Here is a 21,930-nt window from a genome sequence, read left to right as displayed (position 1 = left end):
GGCGGGGCCCCGGGGGCCCCCCCGCCTGTACAGCGACGACGACATCGCGCTCCTGCGGCGGATCGCCGAGCTCAGCGGCGAGGGGGTGAACCTCGCCGGCATCGCCCGGATCCTCGTCCTGCAGGAGGAGAACGCCCGTCTGCGCCGGTCCGCCGACGGGGAGCAGGGGGCCGAGCGGCCGCCTGCACCGGGCCGCCGCTCACCGTCCTCGTGATCGCTGTCCGCCGCGGGTCCGCGATCACGGGACCAGGAGCACACGGCTCCCCTCGATCCCTTGCCGGACCGGTGGACCCGCATGTGTCGACGGTCTGGTGCAGAGCATCGAGAGGGGCGCGCGCCAACCGGCGCCGGAGGTGTCCGGCCCCCATGGAAGCGCCGAACGGCGCGTACCGAGTCCTCCGCGACCGCCGGTCCGCCGTGTGCAAGGCTTGCCGGGTCCCGGTCCCCGCACGGGCCCGGCGCTAGGAAGGACACGGATGGACCTGCTCGGCCTGCTCTTCTTCACCCTCTACGTGATCCTGGTCAGCGCGCTGGCGCGCCGGACGCTCGGCGCCCCGATCGGGTGGCCGCGCTCGATCGCGGTGGCGTTGGTCGTGCTCACCTCCGCCTACGGTGCGGCGGTGGCCGTGGTGCAGGCCGCCGGGCTTCCCTTCACCGAGGAGGCGCTCCGGGAGTCCCCGCTCCCCTACGTGGCGCTCGCCGGTCTGGCCCTCGTCTGGGTCTTCCTGTTCGGCCTGGTCGCGTTGGTGCTGCTGGAGCTGTTCGTGCCCACCGGCGCCCTGCCGCCGGTGCGCTCCCTGTTCACCGGGTGGAGGGACCGCCGCAGGCGGGCCCGCCGCTACGCCCGGATCACCGCGATCGCGGTCAAGCACGGCCTGGGCGGCTACCTGCGCGGGCGCCGGCGCACCGCACCGGTGCAGGGCATGGCCAAGACGGCGCGGGCCCTCACCGCGGCGCTGAACGAGGCGGGCGTCGCCTATATCAAGTTCGGGCAGATGCTCTCCACCCGGCCCGACCTGGTCCCCGAGGTCTTCACCCGGGAACTGTCCACGCTGCAGACCCGCGCCGCCCCCGAGCCGTGGCCGGGCATCGAGGGCGCGATCACCGGGGCCCTGGGGCGCCCGGCGGCGGAGGTGTTCGCGTCGGTGGACCCCGCACCGCTCGCCGCGGCCTCCGTCGCCCAGGTGCACGCCGCCGAGCTGCGCGACGGCACCCGCGTGGTGCTCAAGGTGCAGCGGCCGGGGGCGCAGCGCCAGGTCGAGGCGGACGTGGACATCCTGCTGCGGCTGGGCCGCCGGCTGCAGCGCGCCACCGCCTGGGGTGCGGCGCTGGGGGTGCAGCGGCTCGCCGAGGGGTTCGCGGCCTCCCTGGAGGAGGAGCTGGACTACCGCGTGGAGCTGGCCAACATGCAGGCCGTGGCGGCGGAGGTCGGCGGAGACCGCCTGCGGGTCCCGCGGGTCCACCCCGAGTACTCCTCGCGCACCCTGCTGGTGATGGACCGGGTCGAGGGCACCCCGGTCGGCGACGCGGCCGAGCTGCTCGCCTGCTTCACCGCCCAGGAGCGCCGGGAGATCGCCGAGCGCCTGGTCGGGGAGGTGCTGCGGCAGATCACGGTGAGCGGTGTCTTCCACGCCGACCTGCACATGGGCAACATCCTGGTCGGCCCGGGCGGGGAACTGTCGATGCTCGACTTCGGTTCGGTCGGCCGATTGGACAGCGGTGCCCGCAGCTCGTTGGGGCTGATGCTGGCGGCGGTGGACCGGGACGACTCCATCGGCGCCACCGACGCCCTGGTCGACCTGCTGGACCGCCCCGAGGAGCTGGACGAGCGGCGCCTGGAGCGGGAGGTGGGCCAGCTCATGGTGCGCTACGGTTCCGGTCTGGGCGGTCGGGGGACCTCGGACATGTTCGCCGAGCTCTTCCCGGTCGTCCTGGGCCACGGCTTCTCGATCCCGCCGCAGATCGCCGCCGCCTTCCGGGCGCTCACGGCCCTCCAGGGCACGGCGGCGGCCATCAGCCCCGACCTGGACCTGATCCAGGCGGCCCGGCAGCAGGGGCGGCTGATCGCCGACGAGGCGATGTCCGGCGCGGCCCTGCGGGAGTCCCTGGAGGCGCGTCTGATGTCGCTGCTCCCGGCCCTGCAGCGGCTGCCCCGGCGCGTCGACAAGATCACCGAGGACCTGGAACAGGGCCGGTTCACCGTGACCGTCCGCCCGTTCGCCGACCGGGAGGGCCGGCGGTTCCTCACCGACCTGGTGCGCCAGGGGGTGCTCGCGGCCCTGGCGGCCACCGCGGTCCTCGCCGCGATCATGCTGATCACCAGCGACCAGGGCCCGATGCTGGCCCCCGACATGCCGCTCTACACCTTCCTCGGCGCAGGCCTGCTCTTCGTCGGTTTCGTCCTCGCCCTCCGCGCCCTGGTCCTGGTCTTCCGCGACGACACCCCCTGAGGCGCCGTCCTCGCACGAGGACGGAGAAATAGGCAAAGCTGGAAGAGTTCACTCTGACCGGGTGGTCGAAGCTCGGCGGGCTCGTCCGTGACACCAGGCTTTCTCAAGGCCTCACCCAAGCGGCACTGGCCGACCGGGCGGGTGTGGCCCGCTCCTGGCTGGCGCGCGTCGAGGCCGGCCATCGTGGTGTCGAACTGGAGTCCTTGCTCCGACTGACGGTCGTTCTGGATCTCACCCTCGTTCTGCGCTCGAATGCCGACGCGGAGCCGTGTCCAGAGACGCGGTCCGACCGGGCCCACGCCGTCTCGACGGATGAGGCGGCGAATCCGAGGCCCCGCGCCGTGTCGGGAACTCTTCCGTCCCCGCGCCGTCCCACTAAGGCAAGGACATATGCCGTGTGAGCGTCGGACGCAGATCAGATGGTGCTGGGGCCGAGGGCTGGAACGCCTTAGTCCTGGTCGTTCTCCATGTCCCAGGCTGCGAGCTCTTCCTCTCGTGTGCGGTCGGGCGACACGGTCTCCTCATGCGTTCGAAGGTTGCTCACTAGGTTGCTCACTCTGGCTTAGTGAGCAACCTAGTGAGCAACCTAGTGAGCAACTGAAGGCCTCTCCCAGTAGGGTCGGTGCGTGCATGATGACGACTTCCTCGGCCTGGTCCAAGACCTCAGGCGATTCGGGGGCGACCTTGCCGACGTCGAGGTCAAGAGAGCGCACGAGAAGCTCCCGAAGAGCACGCATGAGACGCTGTCGGCCTTCGCCAACACCCGAGGCGGGGTGCTCATCCTCGGCTTGGACGAGAAGAGCGGTTTCCACGCCATCGGGGTGAAGAACGCGGGCAAGCTCGTCGCGGACCTGGGCTCCTACTGCTCGGAGTTCGAACCTCCGATCAGAGCCGTCATCACCGCCCGCACGTTCGAGTCGGTCGACCTCATCGTCGCCGAGATCCCAGAGACCCTGCCTGCGGACAAGCCCTGCCACCTCAAGTCGATGGGCGCCTACCAGGGCAGCTTCATCCGTGTCGGCGACGGCGACCGGCGCATGACCCAGTACGAGATCCTCGCGTTGATGGCCTCGAAAGGGCAGCCCAAGGAGGATCTCGAACCGGTTCCAGGAACGTCGGTCGACGATCTGGACGGCCAGCTGGTCGGAGCGTTCCTCGAACAGCTGCGTGCCCGTCGGCCCTATCGGTACGCCGACATGGAGGATCATGAGGCCCTTTGCAGGATGCGGGTCCTGATCAAGGACGAGGAAGGCGGGGAAAGGCTGTCGCTGGGCGGCCTGCTCGCGCTCGGAGAGTACCCGCAGGAGCACTTCCCCCAGCTCATGATGAGCTTCGTCCACTACCCGGAGGCCGGAGGCGGGTCGCTCCAGAGCGGCGAGCGCTTCCTTGACAATGTCGCCCTCGAAGGCCCCGTCCCCGTCATGGTCCGAGACGCCATGCAGGCGCTCAAGCGGAACATGAAGCGGCGGGCCGTCATTCAGGGCGTCGGTCGAACGGACGTGTGGGAGTACCCGGAGGTCGCTCTGCGAGAAGCCCTCGTCAACGCCCTGGTCCACCGTGACCTGGCCGGCCACGCGCGCGGCGCACAGGTCCAGGTGTCGATGTACCCGGACCGGCTCGTCATCCAGAACCCCGGTGGGCTCTTCGGCGCTGTGACGATCGACAACCTTGAGGACAATCCCCCCTCCTCGGCGCGGAACGCCGTGCTGATGGACATCCTGCAAGACGTTCCGGTCCCCGGAACGGGCCAGAGCGTCTGCGAGAAGCGTGGGTCCGGGATCCAGGACATGCTGCAGGCTCTTCGTGCGGCCCACATGGGTCCTCCGGCCTTCACGGACCGGTTGGCGTCCTTCAAGGTCGTCTTCCCCAACCACACCCTCTTGGACGAGGACACCGTCGCGTGGATCAACTCTCTGCGCGAGAACGGACTCACGAACAGCCAGTGCATAGGCCTGGCTCTGCTCCGCTCGGGAGAATCGCTGACCAACCCGCGATACCGAGCCGCAACGGGTGTGGACTCCCGCGTGGCCACGACCGAGCTTCAAGATCTGGTCGCTCGCGAGCTTGCTGTACAAGAGGGGGAGCGCCGGTCGTCCCGCTACAGACTGCATCCCGCGCTCGATCCCGAAACGGACCGGGCCGCCGTCCCTGCTGAGTCCAAGCCCCAACGCCGCAAGGACCGAACGGAAGAGATCCTCGCTGCTCTGGGGGACCGGACCCTCAGCCGCGTCCAGATCGAGGCTGCCACGGGCCTGCCCAGGCCGACGGTCCTGCGGTGGCTGGACAGGCTGAAGAGACAGGGCCTTGTGGAGAGTGTCGGGGAGAGCCGGAACGACATCCGCTACCGCCGGACGGGCCAGCAGCGCTTGTACGAGCCGATCTGACGTGCCCCGACACGCCGCTTACGCACCAGCGTCGTTGCTGTTCCGAGGGGAGATCGGCCGGTCCCACCGGGAACCGGGTCCCCTGGAGGGCCTTCCGGCGCCCGGCAAAGCAATAGGCCCTGGCCCGCTTTCGCGGACCAGGGCCTCTCGGCTCCTGCGCACTCGGGAGGATTCGAACCCCCAACCTTCTGATCCGTAGTCAGATGCTCTATCCATTGAGCTACGAGTGCCTGTTTTCTGTTGTGTCCTCCCAGGTGGTCCCTGTCCTCCCGGGCGACGTCTAAGACTCTACCAGAGTCCGCGGAGGGCTTTGACCGCATTGCGTGCGGGGCGGGGCGGGGCGGCGCCCGGGGACGGCCCCGGGCGCCGCCGGGGCTAGCGGGCCTGCGGGCCCGCCCCGCCGGAGACCAGGGAGGGGATGTCCTCGGCCGGGTCCAGCGTGTAGGCGTACGGCGGGTCCTCGACGTCGCCCGCGGTCGCGGGGGCGCCGGAGTCGTCGTAGACGTTGCCCCGCTCGACCAGCTCGCCCGGGCCGGAGCTGCCGTAGCCGACCTCGGTCGGGGTGTCCACGCCCCGGAAGTAGTTGCCCTCGACCAGGACCTGGGCGCCCATCGTGGAGGCGACCCCGTACTCGGCGTTGTCCACGTAGTAGTTGTTGAACACGTGCGCGCTCGCGGAGAAGCGCACCCGCGGGTGGCGGGTGTCCGAGCCGTCGAAGAAGTTGTGGTGGTAGGACACCCGCAGGTGGCCGGCGTCCTCGGTGTGGTCGTCGCTGTGGCCGAGCAGCATCGACTTGTCGTGCTCGAACACGTGGTTCCACGAGACGGTCACGAAGTCCGACTCGCGCTTGATGTCGACCGTCCCGTCGTCTCCCCCGGTGAAGGAGTTGTGGTCGATCCAGACATTGGTCGACCCCTCCTGGACGTTCACCGCGTCGTCGTCCCAGTCGGCGAAGTGCAGGTTCCGGATGACGACGTTCTCGACGCCGCTCAGGTCGAATCCGCCGCCGGTGATCGCCGCCGAACCGTCGCCGACGATCGTGGTGTTGGACCCGACGTCGTTCATGCCCGACAGGTCGATGTCGCCGGTCACCTCGACCACGCGGGCCTCGTCGCCGGAGACCGCGTCCAGCAGCGCCCCGGCGTCGGAGACCCGGACGGTCTCCCCGCCGTCGCCGCCGGTGGTGCCGCCGTTCTCGGCGGCCCAGCCGACCGGGCCGTCGGCGAGCGGGGAGCCGACGTCCTGGGCGGTGTCCTGGGCGCCGGCGGGGGACGCCGCGGTGCCCGTGTTGGAGGGGAGGGCCAGGGCCACCGCCGCGGCCGCGCCGACGCCCAGGGCGGCCGCGCCCGCGCCGAGGACGAGGCGACCGCGGCCGTGCCGGGAATGGGTGCGTGCAGACTGCATCGAGGAGTCTCCTCGTGAATCGGGGACAGAACCCGGGAAGCGCGCCCTGCCGGTGCGCAGTGGGGGTGCGTGGCGGCCGGATCGGCGGCCGCGTTCCGACACGGTAAGGAAATCGCTTTCCCGGTGCGGAGGACGCTACGGCGGCGAGAGAATCGTGTCAAGGGCGGGAAAGTGGGCGATTCCGCCGCATGGTCATCCGTATTTAATTAGTAAAGCGCTTTCCTGTTCCGGACCGGAAGTCCTGATCCGGCGAAGAATGGAAAAAGGGGGTGTACCGGCCCGTCGGCCGGCACACCCCCGATCGGTCCGGGTCAGGCAGAGGCGTCCGTCAGTGCCTCCGACCAGAGCGCCAGCGCCTCGTCGATCTGGTCGGCGTCCACGACCAGCGGCGGGATCATCCGGACCACGTTCCCGTGCGGCCCGCAGGTCAGCAGGAGCAGCCCGCGGTCGGTCGCCGCCTTGTGCGCCTTGGCCGCCGTCTCGGCGTCGGGGGAGCCGTCCGGCGCGGTGAACTCGCTCGCCGCCATCAGCCCGAGCCCGCGCACGTCGCCCACGCGCCCGTGTCCCTCGGCCGCCTTGCGCATCCCGGCCAGCAGCCGCTCCCCGTTCCGGGCCGCGTTCTCCACCAGCCCTTCCTCGCGGATGACCTCCAGTGTGGCCAGCGCCGCCGCGCACGCCACCGCGTTGCCGCCGTAGGTGCCGCCCTGCGACCCGGGCCAGGCGCGCTCCATGATGCTCTCCGGCGCCGCGATCGCCGACAGCGGGAAGCCGCTCGCCAGCCCCTTCGCGGTGACCACCACGTCCGGGCGCACCGCGGTGTGCTCGTGCCCCCAGAACCGGCCGGTCCGACCGAAGCCGGTCTGCACCTCGTCGGCGACCAGCAGGATGCCGTGCTCGTCGGCGCGCCGCCGCAGCCCCTCCAGGAACGCGGGCGGGACCGGCACGTACCCGCCCTCGCCCAGCACGGGCTCGATGAAGAACGCCGCCGTGTCCCGGGGCGAGGTGACCGTGGCGAACAGGTAGTCCAGCTCGGCGAGGGCGTACTCGACCGCCTGGTCCTCGGTCATCCCCAGGCGGTAGGCGTAGGGGAAGGCGGAGACCGCGACGCCGGGCATCAGCGGCCCGATCCCCGCGCGGATCTTGGTCCCGGAGGTGGTGAGGGAGGCGGCGCCCATCGTGCGCCCGTGGAAGGAGCCGTCGAAGACGACCGCGTTCTGCCGGCCGGTGGCCTGCCGGGCCAGCCGCAGCGCGGCCTCGACCGCCTCGCTGCCGGAGTTGACGTAGAAGAGCCGGTCCAGCCCCTCGGGCAGGACCGTGCCCAGCTCCTCGGTGAGGCGCAGCAGCGGACGGTGCATGACCGTGGTGTACTGCCCGTGGATGAGGGTGGCGACCTGCCGCTGCGCCGCCTCCACCACCTTGGGGTGGCAGTGGCCCGTGCTCGTGACCCCGATTCCGGCGGTGAAGTCCAGGTAGCGGCGGCCGTCCTCGTCGTAGATGTGCACGCCCTCGCCGCGTGCGGCGAGGACCGGTGTGGCCTGCTTCAGGACCGGGGACAGCCGGGCCGACTGCTCGACCATGCGCGCGAACCTCATTCCGTAGGATTGTTGACAATCGACGGCGCTATGGAATCATCCGCCTGGAGCGGTGTCCAGACCGCGCTCCTCCGGGTCCCTACCCGCACCCCCGTTAGCCAACCAGGACCGGCGGGAAGGGGGCCGGGCAGGGACGAGCGAGAGGGAGCGGCAGACCGATGGCGCAGCACAGCGACGAAGTGAAGGCCGTCGAGCAGGTGGACAAGCGGCTCATGGTCGGCGGCCGGTGGCGCGACGCGAGCGGCGGCGCGACGTTCGCCGTCGAGGACCCCTCGACGGGCGAGGCCCTGTGCCGGGTGGCCGACGCCGGACGGGACGACGCCTTCGCCGCCCTCGACGCCGCGGCCGGAGCCCAGGCCTCGTGGGCCGCCGTCGCCCCGCGCGAGCGCGGGGAGGTCCTGCGCCGGGCCTTCGAGATCCTCATGGAGCGCCAGGAGGAGCTGGCGTTGCTGATGACCCTGGAGATGGGCAAGCCCCTGGCCGAGGCGCGCGGCGAGATCGCCTACGCCGCCGAGTTCCTGCGCTGGTTCTCCGAGGAGGCGGTGCGCGTCTCCGGCGGCTACGCCACCTCCCCCGACGGCAAGTCGCGCTTTTTGATCATGAAGCGCCCCGTGGGCCCGTCCATGCTCATCACGCCGTGGAACTTCCCCATGGCGATGGGCACCCGCAAGATCGGCCCGGCGGTGGCGGCCGGGTGCACGATGGTCCTCAAGCCCGCCCAGCAGACCCCGCTGTGCGCCCTGGCCCTGGCCGGGATCCTGGAGGAGGCCGGCCTGCCCGAGGGCGTGCTGAGCGTGCTGCCCACCACCGACCCGGGCGGGGTGACCGAGCCGCTGCTGCGCGACGGCCGCATCCGCAAGGTGTCCTTTACCGGCTCCACCGGGGTCGGCCGCGCCCTGCTGGAGCAGAGCGCCGAGCAGGTGCTGCGCACCTCCATGGAGCTCGGCGGGAACGCCCCCTTCCTGGTGTTCGGCGACGCCGACCTGGACGCCGCGGTCGAGGGCGCCATGCAGGCCAAGATGCGCAACATCGGCGAGGCCTGCACCGCCGCCAACCGGTTCTACGTGCACGAGTCGGTGGCCGCCGAGTTCTCCCGCCGCCTGGGGGAGCGCATGGGCGCCCTGACGGTCGGCCGGGGCACCGAGGACGGGGTCCAGGTGGGGCCGCTCATCGACTCGCGCGCGCGGGAGAAGGTGCAGCGCCTGGTGGACGACGCGGTGGACCGCGGCGCGCGCGTGGTCGTCGGCGGCGAGGAGGCCGAAGGGCCCGGGTACTTCTACCGGCCCACGGTCCTGGAGAACGTCTCCCAGGACAGCGACATGTACTCGACGGAGATCTTCGGCCCCGTGGCGCCCGTGAGCGTCTTCAGCACCGACGAAGAGGCCCTGAGCGCGGCCAACGACACCGAGTACGGACTCGTCAGCTACGTCTACACCAGCGACGTGAAGCGCGCGCTGCGCGTCTCGGAGGCGCTGGAGACCGGGATGGTGGGCCTGAACCAGGGCATCGTCTCCAACCCCGCGGCCCCGTTCGGCGGGGTGAAGCACTCCGGCCTGGGCCGCGAGGGCGGAACCGTCGGCATCGAGGAGTTCCTGGACACCAAGTACGTGGGCATCGGCGGCATCTAGAGCAGGAGTCGGAGAAACGGCGAACAGGGCCGGGAGGCGGAGACTCCCACCTCCCGGCCCTGAGCCGCTCGCCCCGGTCCTCCTGAAAGAGGTTCCCGCTGGTTCCGTGGGGCGGCCGTCGCTCTGCGATGGGTCCGTAGAGGGGGGCGAGTGAGTCATCGGTAGTGGTGATCTCACCACTTCAGGCCGCCGAAAGTGGTGACCTCACCACTATCGGTACGGGCGGCCCCCGCACGAGGCGCATGAACCGGCGGTTGGAAGCGGAGCGGGCCCGGCCACGGCCCTACGCCCCAGAGGCCGAGCGCCAGGGCGTTCGCGGGCCTTCCTGGACCGGGACGTCCCACCACCGGCCCCCTATCGAGACCGGCGGCCGAACACCTGCTGAGCGCTGTCCCGTCCCCTTCGGACATTGCGTCCACGCGCGATGTCAGTCGTCCTCTTCGGGGTTCTCGAACTCCGCCGCCACAGGGGCGCGGGGGTGGTCCTCGTCCTCGCCGGTCCCGGTGTCCACGTCCACGCGGAAGCGCAGCGAATCCGCCGCGTCCTCCGGGACGAGGAAGCTCGCCACGAATCCGCCCGTGTCCCCCGGCCGCAGCGGTTCGCCCTCGGTGTCGGTGCACCCGAGGAAGCCGGGGAAGACCACGTCCTCCAGGCCGGCGCGGTTCGCGTACTCGTTGGTCGTCTCCCAGGTGCGCCCGCGGTCGTCGGTGGCCTGGAAGCTGCAGGTCTCCAGCATCTCCGCCGAGCGCTCGTCGGACGGCGTCGCCTTGAACACCGCGTCGACCAGCGTGATCCCCGCCGGGGGCGGCTCGGCGCCGATGTACTCGTCGACCACCACCCCGGCGAGCTCCCAGTCGCTCCCGGCGAGGGAGGCCGTGGCGTCCTGGGCGGGGACCGGCTCGGGCGGGACCGCTCCGGTCTCCTCCCACTTCTCGGTCTCCAGCCACCACGGGCCGACGAGCGAGACGGGCAGGAGGACGGCGATGCCCGCGATCCAGGGCAGGTGCAGCCGCTTCCACAGCGGTGCGCGGTCCGTCCGGGGCGCTCCCCGGCGCCGGCCCCCGGCGCCCGGCCCCTGAGGCCCGGAGGGGCCGACAGCGGGCGGACCGGCGTAGGGGCCGGTGTTCGGTCCGGGGCCCATCCCGTGGACCGGGACGCCGGGCGGCTGTCCTTGCGGGGGCTGTCCTTGCGGGGGCGGTGCGGCGGGCCGTGCACCCGGCGGGGGGCCGGTCGGAGCGGGCCCCAGGGGTGCGTACGACGGGTGTCCCGGCTGCGGCGGGCCCTGCGGCTGTGGTGGCCGCTGCGCGTTCGGGGGCCCGGCGGGGTGCGGCGGGCGGCCGGGGGGAGGTCCTTGCGAGGGCCCCTGCGGGGTTCCCCGAGGCGGGCCGAACTGCGGGTGCTGCGGCCCCGGCTCCTGCCCGGCCGGCGCGTTCGGCGCCTTCGGGGGGTTCGGCGCGCTGGGCCGACCGTACGGCTCACGCCCCTGCGGGGCGGGGCCCTGCGGGTCGCGGTCCTGGGGATCGTGAGGGGCGGGCACGGGCCGTCACACCTTCTGCATCCGGGGTTCGGGCACGTCGATGGCCTCTTCGGCGCCGGCGATCGCCTTCTTCAGCTCGTCCCCGCTCAGCCCCAGCTTCACGTGGGCCTCGCCGGACAGCCGCCGGTCGATGCCGGTGGAAACGTTGACCTCCAGCACCGGGTCCTTCAGGGCGTCCTCCGGCACCTCGAACGCGGTCGCCCCGCGCATCGGGATGCCGGGCGGGAACCCGTCGCCGACGCCGCCGAAGGTGTTGTACAGCCACGACGTCGCGCCGTAGACGTTCTTGTCCCCGCTGTCGAGGCGGGCCTCCAACCGGGTGAGGTGGTCCTCCCGGGCGGTGACCTCCAGGAAGACCACCATCCACACCCCCTCGGCCTCGAAGTACTCGGGCTCCGGCCCGAAGTCGGAGAGCGCGGAGTCCCCCGCGTCCCCGGAGCCGTCCGCCACGGCCCGGGCGAAGCGCACCTCGTCCACCCGCACGGTGAAGGAGCGCGCGTCCACCGCCGAGGACGCGTCGCCGGAGGCCACCATCGGCAGGGTCGCGTCCACCGATGAGGAGAACCGCAGCGACTGGGCGCCCATGAGCAGCGCCAGCAGCACCAGCGAGGCGAGCACGGTGGGCCAGCGCCGGCGGCCGCCCTCGTCCGGGGGCGGCGGTGAGGCCGGCGGCCCGGCGGCGGGGACGGGCGGCTGCGGGGGCGGCGGCGGGGGAAGGGGAGCGCTGACGGTGATCACTCCTCGTCGACGGGCAGGTCGACCACGGCGCGGGGGCGGTTGTCGGTCCACCACCGCTTGGTCTCGTCGGTGAAACCGGCCTCGTACTTGGCCCCGGTGACGGTCACCTCGACCTCGTCCACCTGGGCGATCTGCCCGGAGACGTCGTCCGGTTCGGCGAGCAGGTCCTCGCCGAAGATCTCCTCGCCGGTCTTGGGCGTGGTGTCGTCGGGGTCCTCCTCGGACAGCGGCCAGCTCAGGACCACCTCCTCGGGCATCCCCGGCTGCAGGTCGGAGGCGGTGACCTCGGGGTGGCGGGTGAGCGCCATCCGCATCGGGCCGGGGGCCAGGTCCTTGCGGCCGAACCGGGGCTTGAACAGCCCGCCGATCTCCGAGACCGAGACCGGCTCGTTGAACCGCGACTCGATGTCGGCGCGGATGTCGAGGGTGAACTGCCCGGTGTCGGGGTTCCGGCCGAAGGCCGCCTCGTGCAGCCGCAGCTCGATCAGGGAGTTGCGGATCTCGTCGCCGGGCTCGACGGTGCGGTGCTCGGTCGCGGTGGCGGACTCCAGGCCGCCCCCCGCCCAGAGGCCGGCGACGGCGGCCGCGACCGCGAGGACACCCACGGTGACGGCGGCCAGGCGTGCCCGGGTGCTCCGGGGCAGACGGACCAGCGGAGCTTCTTCGGGGTCGGGCGCGTGGTGGGCCACGACAGGGAAGTTTAGAGGCGATGGGTGACTGAAGGGGGGCAAGCGGCCGAAAGAGGACAGCGGGCCTGGGTGTGAAGCCCCTGCCCGGGGGAAGACGAGGCCTTCCGGTCACACTCGCGACGGCTCACCGACGCCCACCGGACGACCGGTCGGCGCTCGCCCGCTGCCGGACCTGGGCCCAACCGCGGGCGACCACGGCCGCGCGGCCGGTTTCGGGTGGCGGTGACGGCGACTGAAAGCGGTCTGAAAGCGCCCCAGAAGACGGCGTCTCTAACGTGGAGCACGTTCGGCCAGACCGGGACCCCGCGGGAGGACGGCCCGCGGGTCCGGTCCGGCACGCCCACGGCGTTCGATGCGGTGGTTGAGCCGCATCCGGGGGGTGCCCGTTCATAGATGAGATGGGATGGGATTCGATGCTGCTGACTGAGCCGAGCCGGGTTGACGAAGAGTTCTTCCGGATCGTCGAAGGCCTCGACGCTCCTGACGCCGTCGGTGCCTCGCCGGTCGCCAAGTTGCGGCCCGCGAGCGACGACGACGGCGGAGACTCCCGCCAGGAGGAGATGGAGCCCTGGGAGGACGAGGACGACCTGGTCGGAGTGGACATCGAGCTGCCGTAGGGCGCACCTCCGAAAGTGAGGCGCACCTGCGGTCTCACGGAACAGGGAAGTGTGGCATGACGGGGTACAAGACGCTGCAGGAGGAGTTCGACGCCATCGTGGCCGGGCTCGGGGACGTCTTCGTGAAGTTGAAGCCCTACGAGGATCCCATCCCGGGTGGCGGGCAGGAGAAGGAGCGCGAAGCCGACGGGGGCGACGCTCCGGCGGACTCCGAGGAGACGCCGGCGAAGTCGGACGGCTGACCCTCGCAGTAGCTCAACAGGGAGACCGGCGGAGGTCGGTCCCGCAAATCCTCGGTCCGAGGAGCGCGCCGGATCCACAAATGGCCTTGATACAGTGCCATTTGTGGATTTTGGCGTTCTCGGACCTGTTTCGGCGTGGCGGGACGATGGTGAGCCGATGCCTGTCGGCGGGCCGAGGCAGCGCTGTGTGCTGGGAGCGCTCCTGGTCGAAGCGGGTAAAGAGGTCCCGATCGACCGGCTGATCGAGTATCTGTGGGACGACGATCCGCCCCGGACGGCACGCTCCGTGATCCAAGTACAGGTTTCCCACCTCCGGCGTTCTTTTCCCGGGTTGATCGTGACTACTCCGGGTGGATATCTCGCCGATATCGATCAACAGAAAGTGGACCTCCACCGCTTCCGCGGCCTCGTCGCGCGCGGCCACGCGGCGGCGAGTACCGAGGAGGCCGTCGCCCTTTGGGAGCGCGCACTCGAATGCTGGAAGGGGCGCCCCTTCTCCGGTACCGGGACCGACCGCCTCTGGTACGCACTGGGCCAGCCGCTCGTCGAGGAGCGCTGGGCGACGGTGACCGCCTGGGCCGACGCGGCCTTCGCCCTCGGCCGCTACAGCGACGTGGTCACCCGGCTGACCCCGCTGGTGCGCGAGGACCCGTTGCGTGAGCGCCTGCAGTACCTGCTCATCGCCGCCCTGAACCGCAGCGGCCAGCGGGCCGCGGCGCTCAGCGCCTACCAGGAGAACCGGCGCTACCTGGCCGAGGAGCTGGGGGTCGACCCCAGCCCGGAGCTGGTCGACCTGCACGAGCGCATCCTGACCGAGACCGAGGGGCGCGAGGCGGTCGCCGAGCCCGCCGCGGGGGAGCCCCCACAGGCCCCGTGGCCGACGTCGGCCGCCCGCAACGACCTGCCGCGGGACCTGCCCGACTTCACCGGACGCCAGGAGGACGTGCGCGTACTGCTGGAGGCGGCCGAGCGCGGCGAGGACACCGCCTCGGTGTACGTGGTCACCGGCCCGGGCGGGGTCGGCAAGACCTCGCTCGCGGTCCGCGCGGCGCACCTGCTGGAGCACCGCTATCCGGACGGCGCCTTCTTCATCGACCTCAACGGTTTCAGCCCCGAGCAGGGGCCCGCCTCCCCCGAGGCCGCCCTCGGGACGCTGTTGCGCGCCGTGGGCGTGGCCCCCGAGTCCATCCCGGACACACTCGAAGAGCGGTCCGCCATGTGGAGGGCCCGGCTGTCCGGGCGCCGGGTCCTGGTCGTCCTCGACAACGCCGCCGGGTACGCCCAGGTCCACCCCCTGCTGGCGGGGGCCGGGTCGTTCACCCTCATCACCTCGCGCCACGACCTGCCCGGGCTGAGCGGGGTAGGGCACCTCTCGCTCGACATGCTCGGCAGGGACGACTCCCTCCGGTTGCTGGAGATGGTCCTGGGCGAGGACCGTGTCGCCGCCGAGCCCGAGGACGCCGGGGCGGTCGTGCAGTTGTGCGGGGGCCTCCCACTGGCCCTGCGCATCATCGCCGGACGCATGCTGCACCGGAGGCGCTGGACGTTCGCGCACGTGCGCCAGCGGTTGGCGGAGGAGCGGCGGCGCTTCCTCGAACTGCGCGTCGACGGGCAGAGCGTCGAGGCGGTCTTCGAGCTATCCTACCAGAGCCTCACCGATGAGCAGCGGCGCGCCTTCTGCCTGCTCGGAACCATGATCGGCGGCAGTGTCGACCTGATGGGCGCAGCGGACCTGCTCGACGCGGACCCGCCCGACGCCGACGACCTCCTCCAAGACCTGGTCACCGTCTGCCTGCTGGACGAGCCGAGCGCGGACGTCTACCGCTTCCACGACCTCATCGGCGATTACGCGCGGCACAAGGCCGCCGCGGAGCCGGAGGGCAAGGAGGCCGACGACGCCCGGTGGCGGCTCGCCGAACACTACCTGCAGCGGGCCAACGAGGCCGCCGGCCACCTGGGACCCCGAGCGCACGAGTACGACCTGGCGGTGACCCGGCGTTCCCGGTACGAGGGCGGCATCGGGAGCCGGGACGAGGCCGTCGCCTGGTTCGAGCGGCACCAGAACAACCTGGTGTCCGTGGTGGACTACTTCGCTGAGCGTCAGGCGAGTGAGCACACCTGGCAGATCGCCGATGCGGTGTGGCGCTTCTACGCCGTGCACGGACGTACCGAACTTCTGCTGGCCACCCAGGAGAAGGCGCTGGCGGCGAGCCGCGAGCAGGGAAGCGAGCGCGGCAGCTCCGTCACCTTGATCGGGCTCGGCATCGCCCGAGGGCTGGCGGGGCGGTACGAGCTGGCGCTCGACCTGTTCCAGGAGGCCAGGGAGCTGCTCGCCAAGCTCGACGACGATCTCGGGCTGATGCGTGTCGAGGCCAACATCGGGATGGTCTACGAGCGGCTGGGCCGGTTCCGCGACGCCGTGGTCTCCCTGACCAACGTTCTGGAGCACGCCCGCAGGACGGGCAACCGCCGCCTGGAGTTCTTGCAGATCCTCAACATCGGCATCATGCGGCAGATGATCGGCGAATACGAGGAGGCCGTCGTCGCCGGAAGAGCCGTGCTCGACGCCCCTGCCGACGTCGTCTCCCCGGACACGCGCGCCGCGGCATTCCGGCTGATCGGGGATTCCCACACCGGCCTCGGAGACCACGACCGGGCCGTGCACTACCTCGAGCAGGGCGTCACGACGGCGCGGGAGTGCGGCGACCGGTCCAGCGAACTCTACGCACTGAACGGCTTGGCGATCGCACTGGGCGGGCGAGGCGAGAGCGAACGAGCGGAGCAGCTCCATCTGGAGGCCCTGGACCTCGGTAAGGAAGCGTCTTTGGGCAGTGCCGACTCCGAGATCCTCAACGGTCTCGGCCTCACCTACCACCGCGCGGGCCGGATCGACGAGGCGCGGGAGACGTACGAGAAGGCGCTGCGCGTCGCCCGAGAGCGCAAGGAGCGTTTCGCGGAGGGGAAAGCGCTGCTCGGGCTCGGAACGCTGCAGCAGCCCAAGGACTCCCGGGAGGCCGAGACCGCGCGCGACCGGCTCTCCGCGGCGACGGCGATCTTCACCGAGATGGGGGTACCCGAGGCCGGCGAGGCGCGCAGCGCGCTACAGCGCTTGGGAGGCCGCGTGCCTGCTCCCCGGAGCGAGAGCGTCCCGGACGGCGACGCCGATCACGATCTCCCGGAGGCCGAGGGCCTGCCCGACGACCTGGACGCGCCGTGGCGGGATCAGTAGCCCTCCCAAGCCTCCTGCTCCTGCTGGTAGCCGAGGACGGCCGGGTCGAGCAGCGTCGAGGCGCGCACGTCCCGCTCCTCCCCGGGGCCTGCCTCTCCGCCGTCGCCGGTCGTGCGCTCGCGGTCCTTGGGGAACACCTTCGCCGCTTCGAGGACCCGCTCGTCGAGGAACCTCAGCTCGGGCGCGTCCTCCGGCAGTGTGAGCTCCGGGGCGCCCTCCCCGGGGCCGCCCTCGGTCGGCCGTGCCAGGTAGAACCCCCAGTTGCCGAAGCTGGGCACGTCCACGTTGTAGGGCACCGCGCTCCAGCCGGAGTCCTCCAGCGACTCGGCCACGCTCCAGTAGGCGTCCGCCGCGAAGTAGGGCGACCCCGCCTGCACCGACATCAGTCCGCCGTCCCGCAGCGCCCCGCGGACCAGCCCGTAGAACTCCACCGAGTACAGCTTGGCCGTGGCGACGTCGTCGGCGTCGGGCATGTCGACGACGACGGCGTCGAAGCGGCTCCGCTGCTCGCGCAGCCACGTGAAGGCGTCGGTGTTGACGACCTCCATGCGCGGGTCGTCCAGGGCGCCCTCGTTGAGGTCCGAGAGCACCGGGTCGGTGCGGGCCAGCCGGGTGACGGCCGGGTCCAGGTCGACCAGGGTCACGTGCTCGACGTCGGGGTACTCCAGCACCTCGCGGGCGGCCAGCCCGTCCCCGCCGCCCAGCATCAGCACCTCCCCGCGCGGCCCGGCCATCGCGGGGTGCACCAGCGACTCGTGGTAGCGGTATTCGTCCAGCGAGCTGAACTGCAGGTCGCCGTTGAGGAAGAGCCGGGTGTCCCGGCCGTCGGTCGTGCGGGTGAGCACGACCTCCTGGTAGGCCGAGCGCTCGGCGTGCACGATCGGGTCGCGGTAGAGCGCCTGGCGCGCGGTCACCTCGAAGCGGCCGGAGTAGACGAACGCGGCGGCGAGCACCGCGAGCACCACCGCCATCCCCAGCGCCGCCCCGATCCGGGCGCGCGGGCGCAGGGTCGCGCGGAAGATCCACAGCACCACCCACATGCCGACCAGGGCGTTCAGCGCCCCCACCGCGAGGGCGCCCTCGACCAGGCCCAGGAGCGGCAGCAGCAGGAACGGGAAGGCCAGGCCGCCGACGAGCCCGCCCACGTAGTCGGCGGCGAACAGGTCGGCGACCGCGTCGGCGGCGTCCTGGCGCCGGATCCGCTGGATGAGCTTCATCAGCAGCGGGATCTCGGCGCCGATGAGCGCCCCCACCGCGAACGCGCACAGCACCAGCGCGGGCTGGTACATCGACAGGTAGGCGTAGGCCCCGTACAGGAGCAGCACCGACAGGCCGCCGACCAGCGACAGGGCGCCCTCGATCACGATGAACCAGAACGCGGGCCGGTCGGTCAGCCGCTTGGAGGCCAGCGAGCCCACCCCCATGGCGAAGACCATGACGCTGAGCACGATCGAGGCCTGGGTGACGCTGTCGCCGAGCAGGTAGCTGCCCAGCGCCACCAGCGCGAGTTCGTACACCAGCCCGCAGGCCGCGCAGATGAACACGCCCAGCAGCACCAGGAAGCGGGCGGCGCGCGGTCCGACCGGAAGGCGGACGGGGGAGGCGCCCGAGGCGGGCGCCTCCCCCGTCCGCGCGGCCCCTTCGGAGCCGGACATCAGGAGATCGCCGCCGCCACGACCAGGGCGACGGACACGTGGGCGGTCGCGTTGATCCACGCGGCGGGGCGCAGCTCGGTGTGGTTGACCACGTCGCCGAGGCGGCCCGGGGTGAGCAGGTCGATGGCGACGAAGGACAGGGTCATCAGCACCAGGCCCACCACCCCGTAGACGGCGGTGCGCAGCAGCCCGTCGGCCACGGTCCCGCCGGAGGCGTAGATCGCCATGGCCACCACCATGGCCACCCCCAGGGTGTTGGCGGCCAGTACGAGCGTGGCGTTGGGGTTGCGCTGCTCCCAGATGAGCACGTGCAGCCTGCCGGGCGTGAGCAGGTCCACGAGCAGGTATCCGGCGAGCATCAGGACGAGGCCGAGGGCCCCGTAGGCGAGAACGGCCAGGGCTTCATAGAGGATGAACATCGCGTCTCGGGGGTTCCTTGTCTGTCTCGTTCCGTCACGGGTGCCGGCTGTGCCGCCGGCGGTTGCGGGGCCGGCGTCACTTGCCCCATCCGGGGCCGCCGCCCCGGAATCCGGAGCCGTCGCGGGATCCGCCGCCCCAGAAGGAGAAGAACCCGCCGCCACCGGATCCGCTGCTCGAACCGCTGGACCCGTGGGAGCGGGAGGTGTCGCAGCCGACGTAGATGTAGCGGCCGTCCTCGCGCTCGTAGTCGCCGCGGTCGTCGTTGTACACGTACTCGCCGTTGACGAGGTCGTAGTCGCCGCAGTCCGGCCGGGCCGAGGCGCTGCCGCACGAGGCCAGGGCGATGACGAGGACGATGCCCCCGAGGCCGGCGATCAGCAGGACCTTGCCCAGGTTCCCTTCGAGGTTCACTGTGCGGGACTCCTTTCAACAGGGGCGTCGGCGGCGGTCCGGATCCGCGTCCGGGTGCACACCAGCTCCCCGGCCTGGGGGTAGGCGTGCCAGGTGCGCCAGTGCAGGTGCCCGGGGGCGGGGGAGGCGGCGTCGAGCGCGGTCACGGCCGACGGCGACCCGGGGAACGCGGCGGCGAGGGCGGCGGGGCGGCCGTCGAGCCGGTCGACCAGGGCGCGCACGCGCCGCTCCAGCTCGGTCCCGGTGAGGCGCTCGACCGTGCTGGTGAAGGCGTAGGAGGCCAGGCCGGGGACGTCGGGGGCCGCCGAGGCGGGCAGGTCCCCGTCCCGGTCCGGCAGGCAGGCGACGGTCTCCACGGTGCCCGCGGCCCCCGGGAGGACGACCTGGTGGGAGGCGCCCAGGACGCGCAGTTCGACCTCGGTCCCGCCCAGCAGGACGGAGCGCGCGGCGAGGGCGGGCAGCGGCGGCCGCTCCAGGCTCCAGGCCAGGTCGCGGGCGCGGGTGTCGGCGAAGGGGACGCGGACCGGTACGGCGGCGGGTGCGGGTGCGGGTGCGGTGCGCACGTCAGCCTCTCCCGCCGTCGGAGCCGCCGGACCCGTCGGAGGTGGGGTAGACGGTCAGGGTCCCCGGGGAGACGGGGGCGCCGGTCGCGGCCTCCCAGCCGCCGTGGTCGAAGCGCTCGAAGGAGAGCAGCGAGCCGTCGTCGGCCTCGTAGTCGGCGTAGTCCATGCCGCCCGAGGCGCGCAGACCGGTGGTGCCCTCCGAGCGGTAGGAGGCACTGCCGCGCTCGCTGAGCCGGTAGCGCGTCCCCTCCAGCTCCAGGGACGAGGCGCCGGGGACCAGGTCCAGCTCGGGGCGGCCGGTCCACAGTGCCAGCTGCAGGTCGGGGTCCTCCTCGACGGAGAGCCAGCGGCGGGCACCGGTGCCGCCCGCGTCCCCGGCGTCCACGAAGTGCTCGGCCCACTGCGCGCCGCCCTCGGACAGCCGCAGGGTGCCGCGCACCCAGAGCCGCTCGGCGCCCATCTCGACCATGTCGCCCGCGCGCAGCCGGCGCGGGTCGCCGTTGATCTCGCCGACGTCGGCGAAGGGGTCGCGCGGGGGAGCGGGCGGTGCGGGCGCGGTGCGGGCGGGGCGGCGGCGCATTTGGACGATGAGGATCGCCGCGCCCAGCACCACCAGCGCACCGAGCAGGATCAGCACCACGGTCAAGACGGGGTCCACAGCGCGCCTCCGGGCTCGGGGATGAGGTCCGGCCCTATCGGACGTGCGGACAGGCGCACAGGGTTCCACCTGCGAGGTCACGACCCCGTCACGGTTGCGGGAACGGGCGGTTCCTCAGAAGCCGGAGGCGGACGCGCGCCGGGCCCGGGGCTCCGGTCCCGGCCCCGCAGAGCCCGTGCCGCCGGCGGAGACGTTCCACCGTCCGGGCGCGGTGCGGGCGACGGCCGCGCGCAGCAGTGCGGCGTCGCCGTGGGCCCGGCACAGGTCGCCGTGGACGTCGCCGCCCTCGCGCGGGTCGGGGCAGCCCTCTTCGGCGCAGCACCGGTCGCCGAGCCGGGAGCGGAGCGCGCGGACCGCGTCGGTGTGCGCCGTGCAGTACGGCCGGTCGGGATCGGTCATCCCGATACAGCCGGGCACGGCGCACACCCGCTCCCCGTTGAGTCGGCGGGACAGGCGGACCCACCAGGGAAAGGGCCGCGCATCATCGGGGTCGGGGACGGTGGTCGCGGCACCCATGCCCCGACGGTGCGACGGTCGGGGGACCCAGACAAGGGAAGGGACCGCCCTCGGCCGTTCTTCTCTAGAGAGGTTTGGGGTCCTGCCCACGGGATAGACACCCCCCATGCGCGAGGACCGGGGAGGCCGCGCCCTCAGGCGTGGCCTCCCCGCATTGCGTCCAGGACCGAACCCCGCGCCGGGACGGCCCGGAAGCCCGCGGCCTCCCGCTTCACCCGGGCCCCGCATCCTCTCCCTTCGACTTCCCTTCCGCGTGTGCGAGCACCCCTCCACGTCCGCTAGACTGATCAGCGTTGCCACGGGGTGTAGCGCAGCTTGGCAGCGCGCTTCGTTCGGGACGAAGAGGTCGTGGGTTCAAATCCCGCCACCCCGACAGAGGAACGGGTGTCCACGCAGGTGGGCACCCGTTCTTCGTTTTCCAGGCATGGAGCCCTCAGAACCGCAATGCACATTCATTGCACATGGTGGGGGTCATGTCCCTGCCCCCTCAGGCGGCGAGCACCCGCAGCCGAGCGGCGTCCATCGCCTCGGCGACCTCGTCCAGTCGGTCGGGGAAGAGATGCCCGTACCGGTCCAGGGTCATCGTGGCGGTGGCGTGGCCGAGCATCGCTTGCACGACCTTGACGTCCGCGCCGGCCGCGATGGCGAGTGACGCGGCCGTGTGCCGAAGTTTGTGCGGCAGTTTGTGCGGCGTCAGGCCCATCCCGTCGAGCCCGGCTGCCTTGAGTGCCTTGCCGAACTCTCGGTTGCGCCAATTGCGCAAGCGCACCTCAGTCCCCCGCTTGGTGGTGAACACCAGCGCCGAGTCCGGCCGACCCTGCACGAGCGGAAGCAACTCGGCGACGAGGGACCTGGGAATGGGCACGGTCCGGCTCTTGCCCGTCTTGGGCGCCTGTTCGACAAGCTTGCCCTCCACCTCGGCGAAGGCCGTGACGATCCGGATGCGCCGTGTCTCCAGATCCACCCTGCCGACTCGCAGCGCGGCGGCTTCGTTGAAGAGGAGCCCTGTGTAGGCCAGGAGGATGAGGGGCCGGTTGATGTTCGCGGCTGCGGCGATCTGGCCGTACCTGGTGCGCAGTGATCCCGCCGCGTCCGCCAGCGCCTCCACCTGGAGGTGATCGAGGTAGACGTGTTCAGCCTCACTCGGCTTCGGAAGCGGCATCCCGCGTGCGGGATTGGCGGGGAGGCCGGGAGGCG

20 protein-coding genes and 2 tRNA genes are annotated in these 21,930 nt (G+C 72.0%); 9 read left to right on the top strand and 13 right to left on the bottom strand.

Going from position 1 to position 21,930, the window contains the following annotated elements; genetic code table 11:
• The 4 genes from D450_RS30315 to D450_RS0115245 all read left to right on the top strand — a co-directional run.
• The coding region (locus tag D450_RS30315; protein ID WP_017539523.1) for a MerR family transcriptional regulator at window positions 1-214 on the top strand (214 nt) is incomplete at its 5' end.
• Between the two features lie 262 nt (window positions 215-476).
• Window positions 477-2,450, top strand: coding sequence for an ABC1 kinase family protein (locus tag D450_RS0115250; protein ID WP_017539522.1), 1,974 nt, complete (start codon window positions 477-479; stop codon window positions 2,448-2,450).
• Between the two features lie 38 nt (window positions 2,451-2,488).
• Complete coding sequence (locus tag D450_RS32515; protein WP_083932651.1) at window positions 2,489-2,851, top strand: helix-turn-helix domain-containing protein; 363 nt, start codon at window positions 2,489-2,491, stop codon at window positions 2,849-2,851.
• A gap of 225 nt (window positions 2,852-3,076) precedes the next feature.
• The gene (locus tag D450_RS0115245) at window positions 3,077-4,834 is read left to right on the top strand and encodes an ATP-binding protein (protein WP_017539521.1); all 1,758 of its coding nucleotides are present in this window, start codon (window positions 3,077-3,079) and stop codon (window positions 4,832-4,834) included.
• A 157-nt stretch (window positions 4,835-4,991) separates the two neighbouring features.
• On the opposite strand, the gene D450_RS0115240 is transcribed toward D450_RS0115245, so the two are convergent.
• From D450_RS0115240 to D450_RS0115225, 3 genes are all read right to left on the bottom strand, one after another.
• A tRNA-Arg gene (locus D450_RS0115240) sits at window positions 4,992-5,064 on the bottom strand.
• A 145-nt stretch (window positions 5,065-5,209) separates the two neighbouring features.
• Window positions 5,210-6,238 (bottom strand): pectate lyase family protein, encoded by a 1,029-nt coding sequence (locus tag D450_RS0115230; RefSeq protein WP_017539520.1) that lies wholly within the window; start codon window positions 6,236-6,238, stop codon window positions 5,210-5,212.
• A gap of 311 nt (window positions 6,239-6,549) precedes the next feature.
• On the bottom strand, window positions 6,550-7,815 hold the full coding sequence (locus tag D450_RS0115225; RefSeq protein WP_017539519.1) for an aspartate aminotransferase family protein: 1,266 nt from the start codon (window positions 7,813-7,815) through the stop codon (window positions 6,550-6,552).
• A gap of 173 nt (window positions 7,816-7,988) precedes the next feature.
• Here D450_RS0115225 and D450_RS0115220 point away from each other — a divergent pair, with 173 nt between their 5' ends.
• Window positions 7,989-9,458, top strand: coding sequence for an NAD-dependent succinate-semialdehyde dehydrogenase (locus tag D450_RS0115220; RefSeq protein ID WP_017539518.1), 1,470 nt, complete (start codon window positions 7,989-7,991; stop codon window positions 9,456-9,458).
• 427 nt (window positions 9,459-9,885) lie between these two features.
• Here D450_RS0115220 and D450_RS0115215 read toward each other — a convergent pair whose 3' ends face one another.
• The 3 genes from D450_RS0115215 to D450_RS0115205 all read right to left on the bottom strand — a co-directional run bounded on the left by D450_RS0115215 (window position 9,886) and on the right by D450_RS0115205 (window position 12,422).
• On the bottom strand, window positions 9,886-10,599 hold the full coding sequence (locus D450_RS0115215) for a hypothetical protein (RefSeq protein WP_017539517.1): 714 nt from the start codon (window positions 10,597-10,599) through the stop codon (window positions 9,886-9,888).
• A gap of 402 nt (window positions 10,600-11,001) precedes the next feature.
• Window positions 11,002-11,733: a hypothetical protein gene (locus D450_RS0115210; RefSeq protein ID WP_017539516.1), complete on the bottom strand. Its 732-nt coding sequence runs from the start codon at window positions 11,731-11,733 to the stop codon at window positions 11,002-11,004.
• Window positions 11,730-12,422 (bottom strand): hypothetical protein, encoded by a 693-nt coding sequence (locus tag D450_RS0115205; protein WP_017539515.1) that lies wholly within the window; start codon window positions 12,420-12,422, stop codon window positions 11,730-11,732. The genes D450_RS0115210 and D450_RS0115205 overlap by 4 nt, the downstream gene beginning before the upstream one ends.
• A 413-nt stretch (window positions 12,423-12,835) precedes the next feature.
• Here D450_RS0115205 and D450_RS0115200 point away from each other — a divergent pair, with 413 nt between their 5' ends.
• The 3 genes from D450_RS0115200 (at window position 12,836) to D450_RS0115190 (ending at window position 16,510) form a co-directional block, all read left to right on the top strand.
• Entirely contained in the window at window positions 12,836-13,039 is a 204-nt protein-coding gene (locus D450_RS0115200) for a hypothetical protein (RefSeq protein ID WP_017539514.1), read from the top strand.
• Window positions 13,040-13,095: 56 nt separating this feature from the next.
• The gene (locus tag D450_RS0115195; protein WP_017539513.1) at window positions 13,096-13,281 is read left to right on the top strand and encodes a hypothetical protein; all 186 of its coding nucleotides are present in this window, start codon (window positions 13,096-13,098) and stop codon (window positions 13,279-13,281) included.
• A 382-nt stretch (window positions 13,282-13,663) separates the two neighbouring features.
• Complete coding sequence (locus D450_RS0115190) at window positions 13,664-16,510, top strand: AfsR/SARP family transcriptional regulator (protein ID WP_017539512.1); 2,847 nt, start codon at window positions 13,664-13,666, stop codon at window positions 16,508-16,510.
• On the opposite strand, the gene D450_RS0115185 is transcribed toward D450_RS0115190, so the two are convergent.
• The 6 genes from D450_RS0115185 to D450_RS0115160 all read right to left on the bottom strand — a co-directional run bounded on the left by D450_RS0115185 (window position 16,504) and on the right by D450_RS0115160 (window position 20,733).
• Entirely contained in the window at window positions 16,504-18,165 is a 1,662-nt protein-coding gene (locus D450_RS0115185) for a polyamine aminopropyltransferase (protein ID WP_017539511.1), read from the bottom strand. The genes D450_RS0115190 and D450_RS0115185 overlap by 7 nt on opposite strands.
• Complete coding sequence (locus D450_RS0115180; protein WP_017539510.1) at window positions 18,165-18,584, bottom strand: DUF350 domain-containing protein; 420 nt, start codon at window positions 18,582-18,584, stop codon at window positions 18,165-18,167. Before D450_RS0115180 ends, D450_RS0115185 begins: the two co-directional genes overlap by 1 nt.
• Window positions 18,585-18,660: 76 nt before the next feature.
• Complete coding sequence (locus D450_RS0115175; RefSeq protein ID WP_017539509.1) at window positions 18,661-18,996, bottom strand: hypothetical protein; 336 nt, start codon at window positions 18,994-18,996, stop codon at window positions 18,661-18,663.
• Complete coding sequence (locus D450_RS30310; RefSeq protein WP_017539508.1) at window positions 18,993-19,559, bottom strand: DUF2617 family protein; 567 nt, start codon at window positions 19,557-19,559, stop codon at window positions 18,993-18,995. The genes D450_RS0115175 and D450_RS30310 overlap by 4 nt, the downstream gene beginning before the upstream one ends.
• 1 nt (window position 19,560) lies before the next feature.
• Window positions 19,561-20,217: a DUF4178 domain-containing protein gene (locus D450_RS0115165; RefSeq protein ID WP_017539507.1), complete on the bottom strand. Its 657-nt coding sequence runs from the start codon at window positions 20,215-20,217 to the stop codon at window positions 19,561-19,563.
• Between the two features lie 114 nt (window positions 20,218-20,331).
• A complete protein-coding gene (locus D450_RS0115160) occupies window positions 20,332-20,733 on the bottom strand; it encodes a hypothetical protein (protein WP_241483169.1) in 402 nt (133 codons plus the stop codon).
• 299 nt (window positions 20,734-21,032) lie between these two features.
• Here D450_RS0115160 and D450_RS0115155 point away from each other — a divergent pair.
• Window positions 21,033-21,106 (top strand) — tRNA-Pro (locus D450_RS0115155).
• Between the two features lie 114 nt (window positions 21,107-21,220).
• Here D450_RS0115155 and D450_RS34730 read toward each other — a convergent pair.
• A complete protein-coding gene (locus D450_RS34730; protein WP_241483168.1) occupies window positions 21,221-21,895 on the bottom strand; it encodes a tyrosine-type recombinase/integrase in 675 nt (224 codons plus the stop codon).
• Window positions 21,896-21,930 lie beyond the last annotated feature (35 nt).

Source organism: Nocardiopsis halophila DSM 44494 (genome assembly GCF_000341245.1).
Lineage (GTDB): Bacteria > Actinomycetota > Actinomycetes > Streptosporangiales > Streptosporangiaceae > Nocardiopsis_A > Nocardiopsis_A halophila.
The sequence above is the reverse complement of the archived record's forward strand: the minus strand, read 5'-3'. Positions and strand labels throughout refer to the sequence as shown.

Excerpts from the sequence above, each read along its gene's own strand:
- D450_RS0115160 (WP_241483169.1), bottom strand. The coding sequence starts at position 20,733 with ATGGGTGCCGCGACCACCGTCCCCGACCCCGATGATGCGCGGCCCTTT.
- D450_RS0115250 (WP_017539522.1), top strand. The coding sequence starts at position 477 with ATGGACCTGCTCGGCCTGCTCTTCTTCACCCTCTACGTGATCCTGGTC.
- D450_RS0115185 (WP_017539511.1), bottom strand. The coding sequence starts at position 18,165 with ATGTCCGGCTCCGAAGGGGCCGCGCGGACGGGGGAGGCGCCCGCCTCG.
- D450_RS0115200 (WP_017539514.1), top strand. The coding sequence starts at position 12,836 with ATGCTGCTGACTGAGCCGAGCCGGGTTGACGAAGAGTTCTTCCGGATC.
- D450_RS0115180 (WP_017539510.1), bottom strand. The coding sequence starts at position 18,584 with ATGTTCATCCTCTATGAAGCCCTGGCCGTTCTCGCCTACGGGGCCCTC.
- D450_RS34730 (WP_241483168.1), bottom strand. The coding sequence starts at position 21,895 with ATGCCGCTTCCGAAGCCGAGTGAGGCTGAACACGTCTACCTCGATCAC.
- D450_RS0115195 (WP_017539513.1), top strand. The coding sequence starts at position 13,096 with ATGACGGGGTACAAGACGCTGCAGGAGGAGTTCGACGCCATCGTGGCC.
- D450_RS0115215 (WP_017539517.1), bottom strand. The coding sequence starts at position 10,599 with ATGGGCCCCGGACCGAACACCGGCCCCTACGCCGGTCCGCCCGCTGTC.
- D450_RS0115220 (WP_017539518.1), top strand. The coding sequence starts at position 7,989 with ATGGCGCAGCACAGCGACGAAGTGAAGGCCGTCGAGCAGGTGGACAAG.
- D450_RS0115230 (WP_017539520.1), bottom strand. The coding sequence starts at position 6,238 with ATGCAGTCTGCACGCACCCATTCCCGGCACGGCCGCGGTCGCCTCGTC.
- D450_RS0115225 (WP_017539519.1), bottom strand. The coding sequence starts at position 7,815 with ATGGTCGAGCAGTCGGCCCGGCTGTCCCCGGTCCTGAAGCAGGCCACA.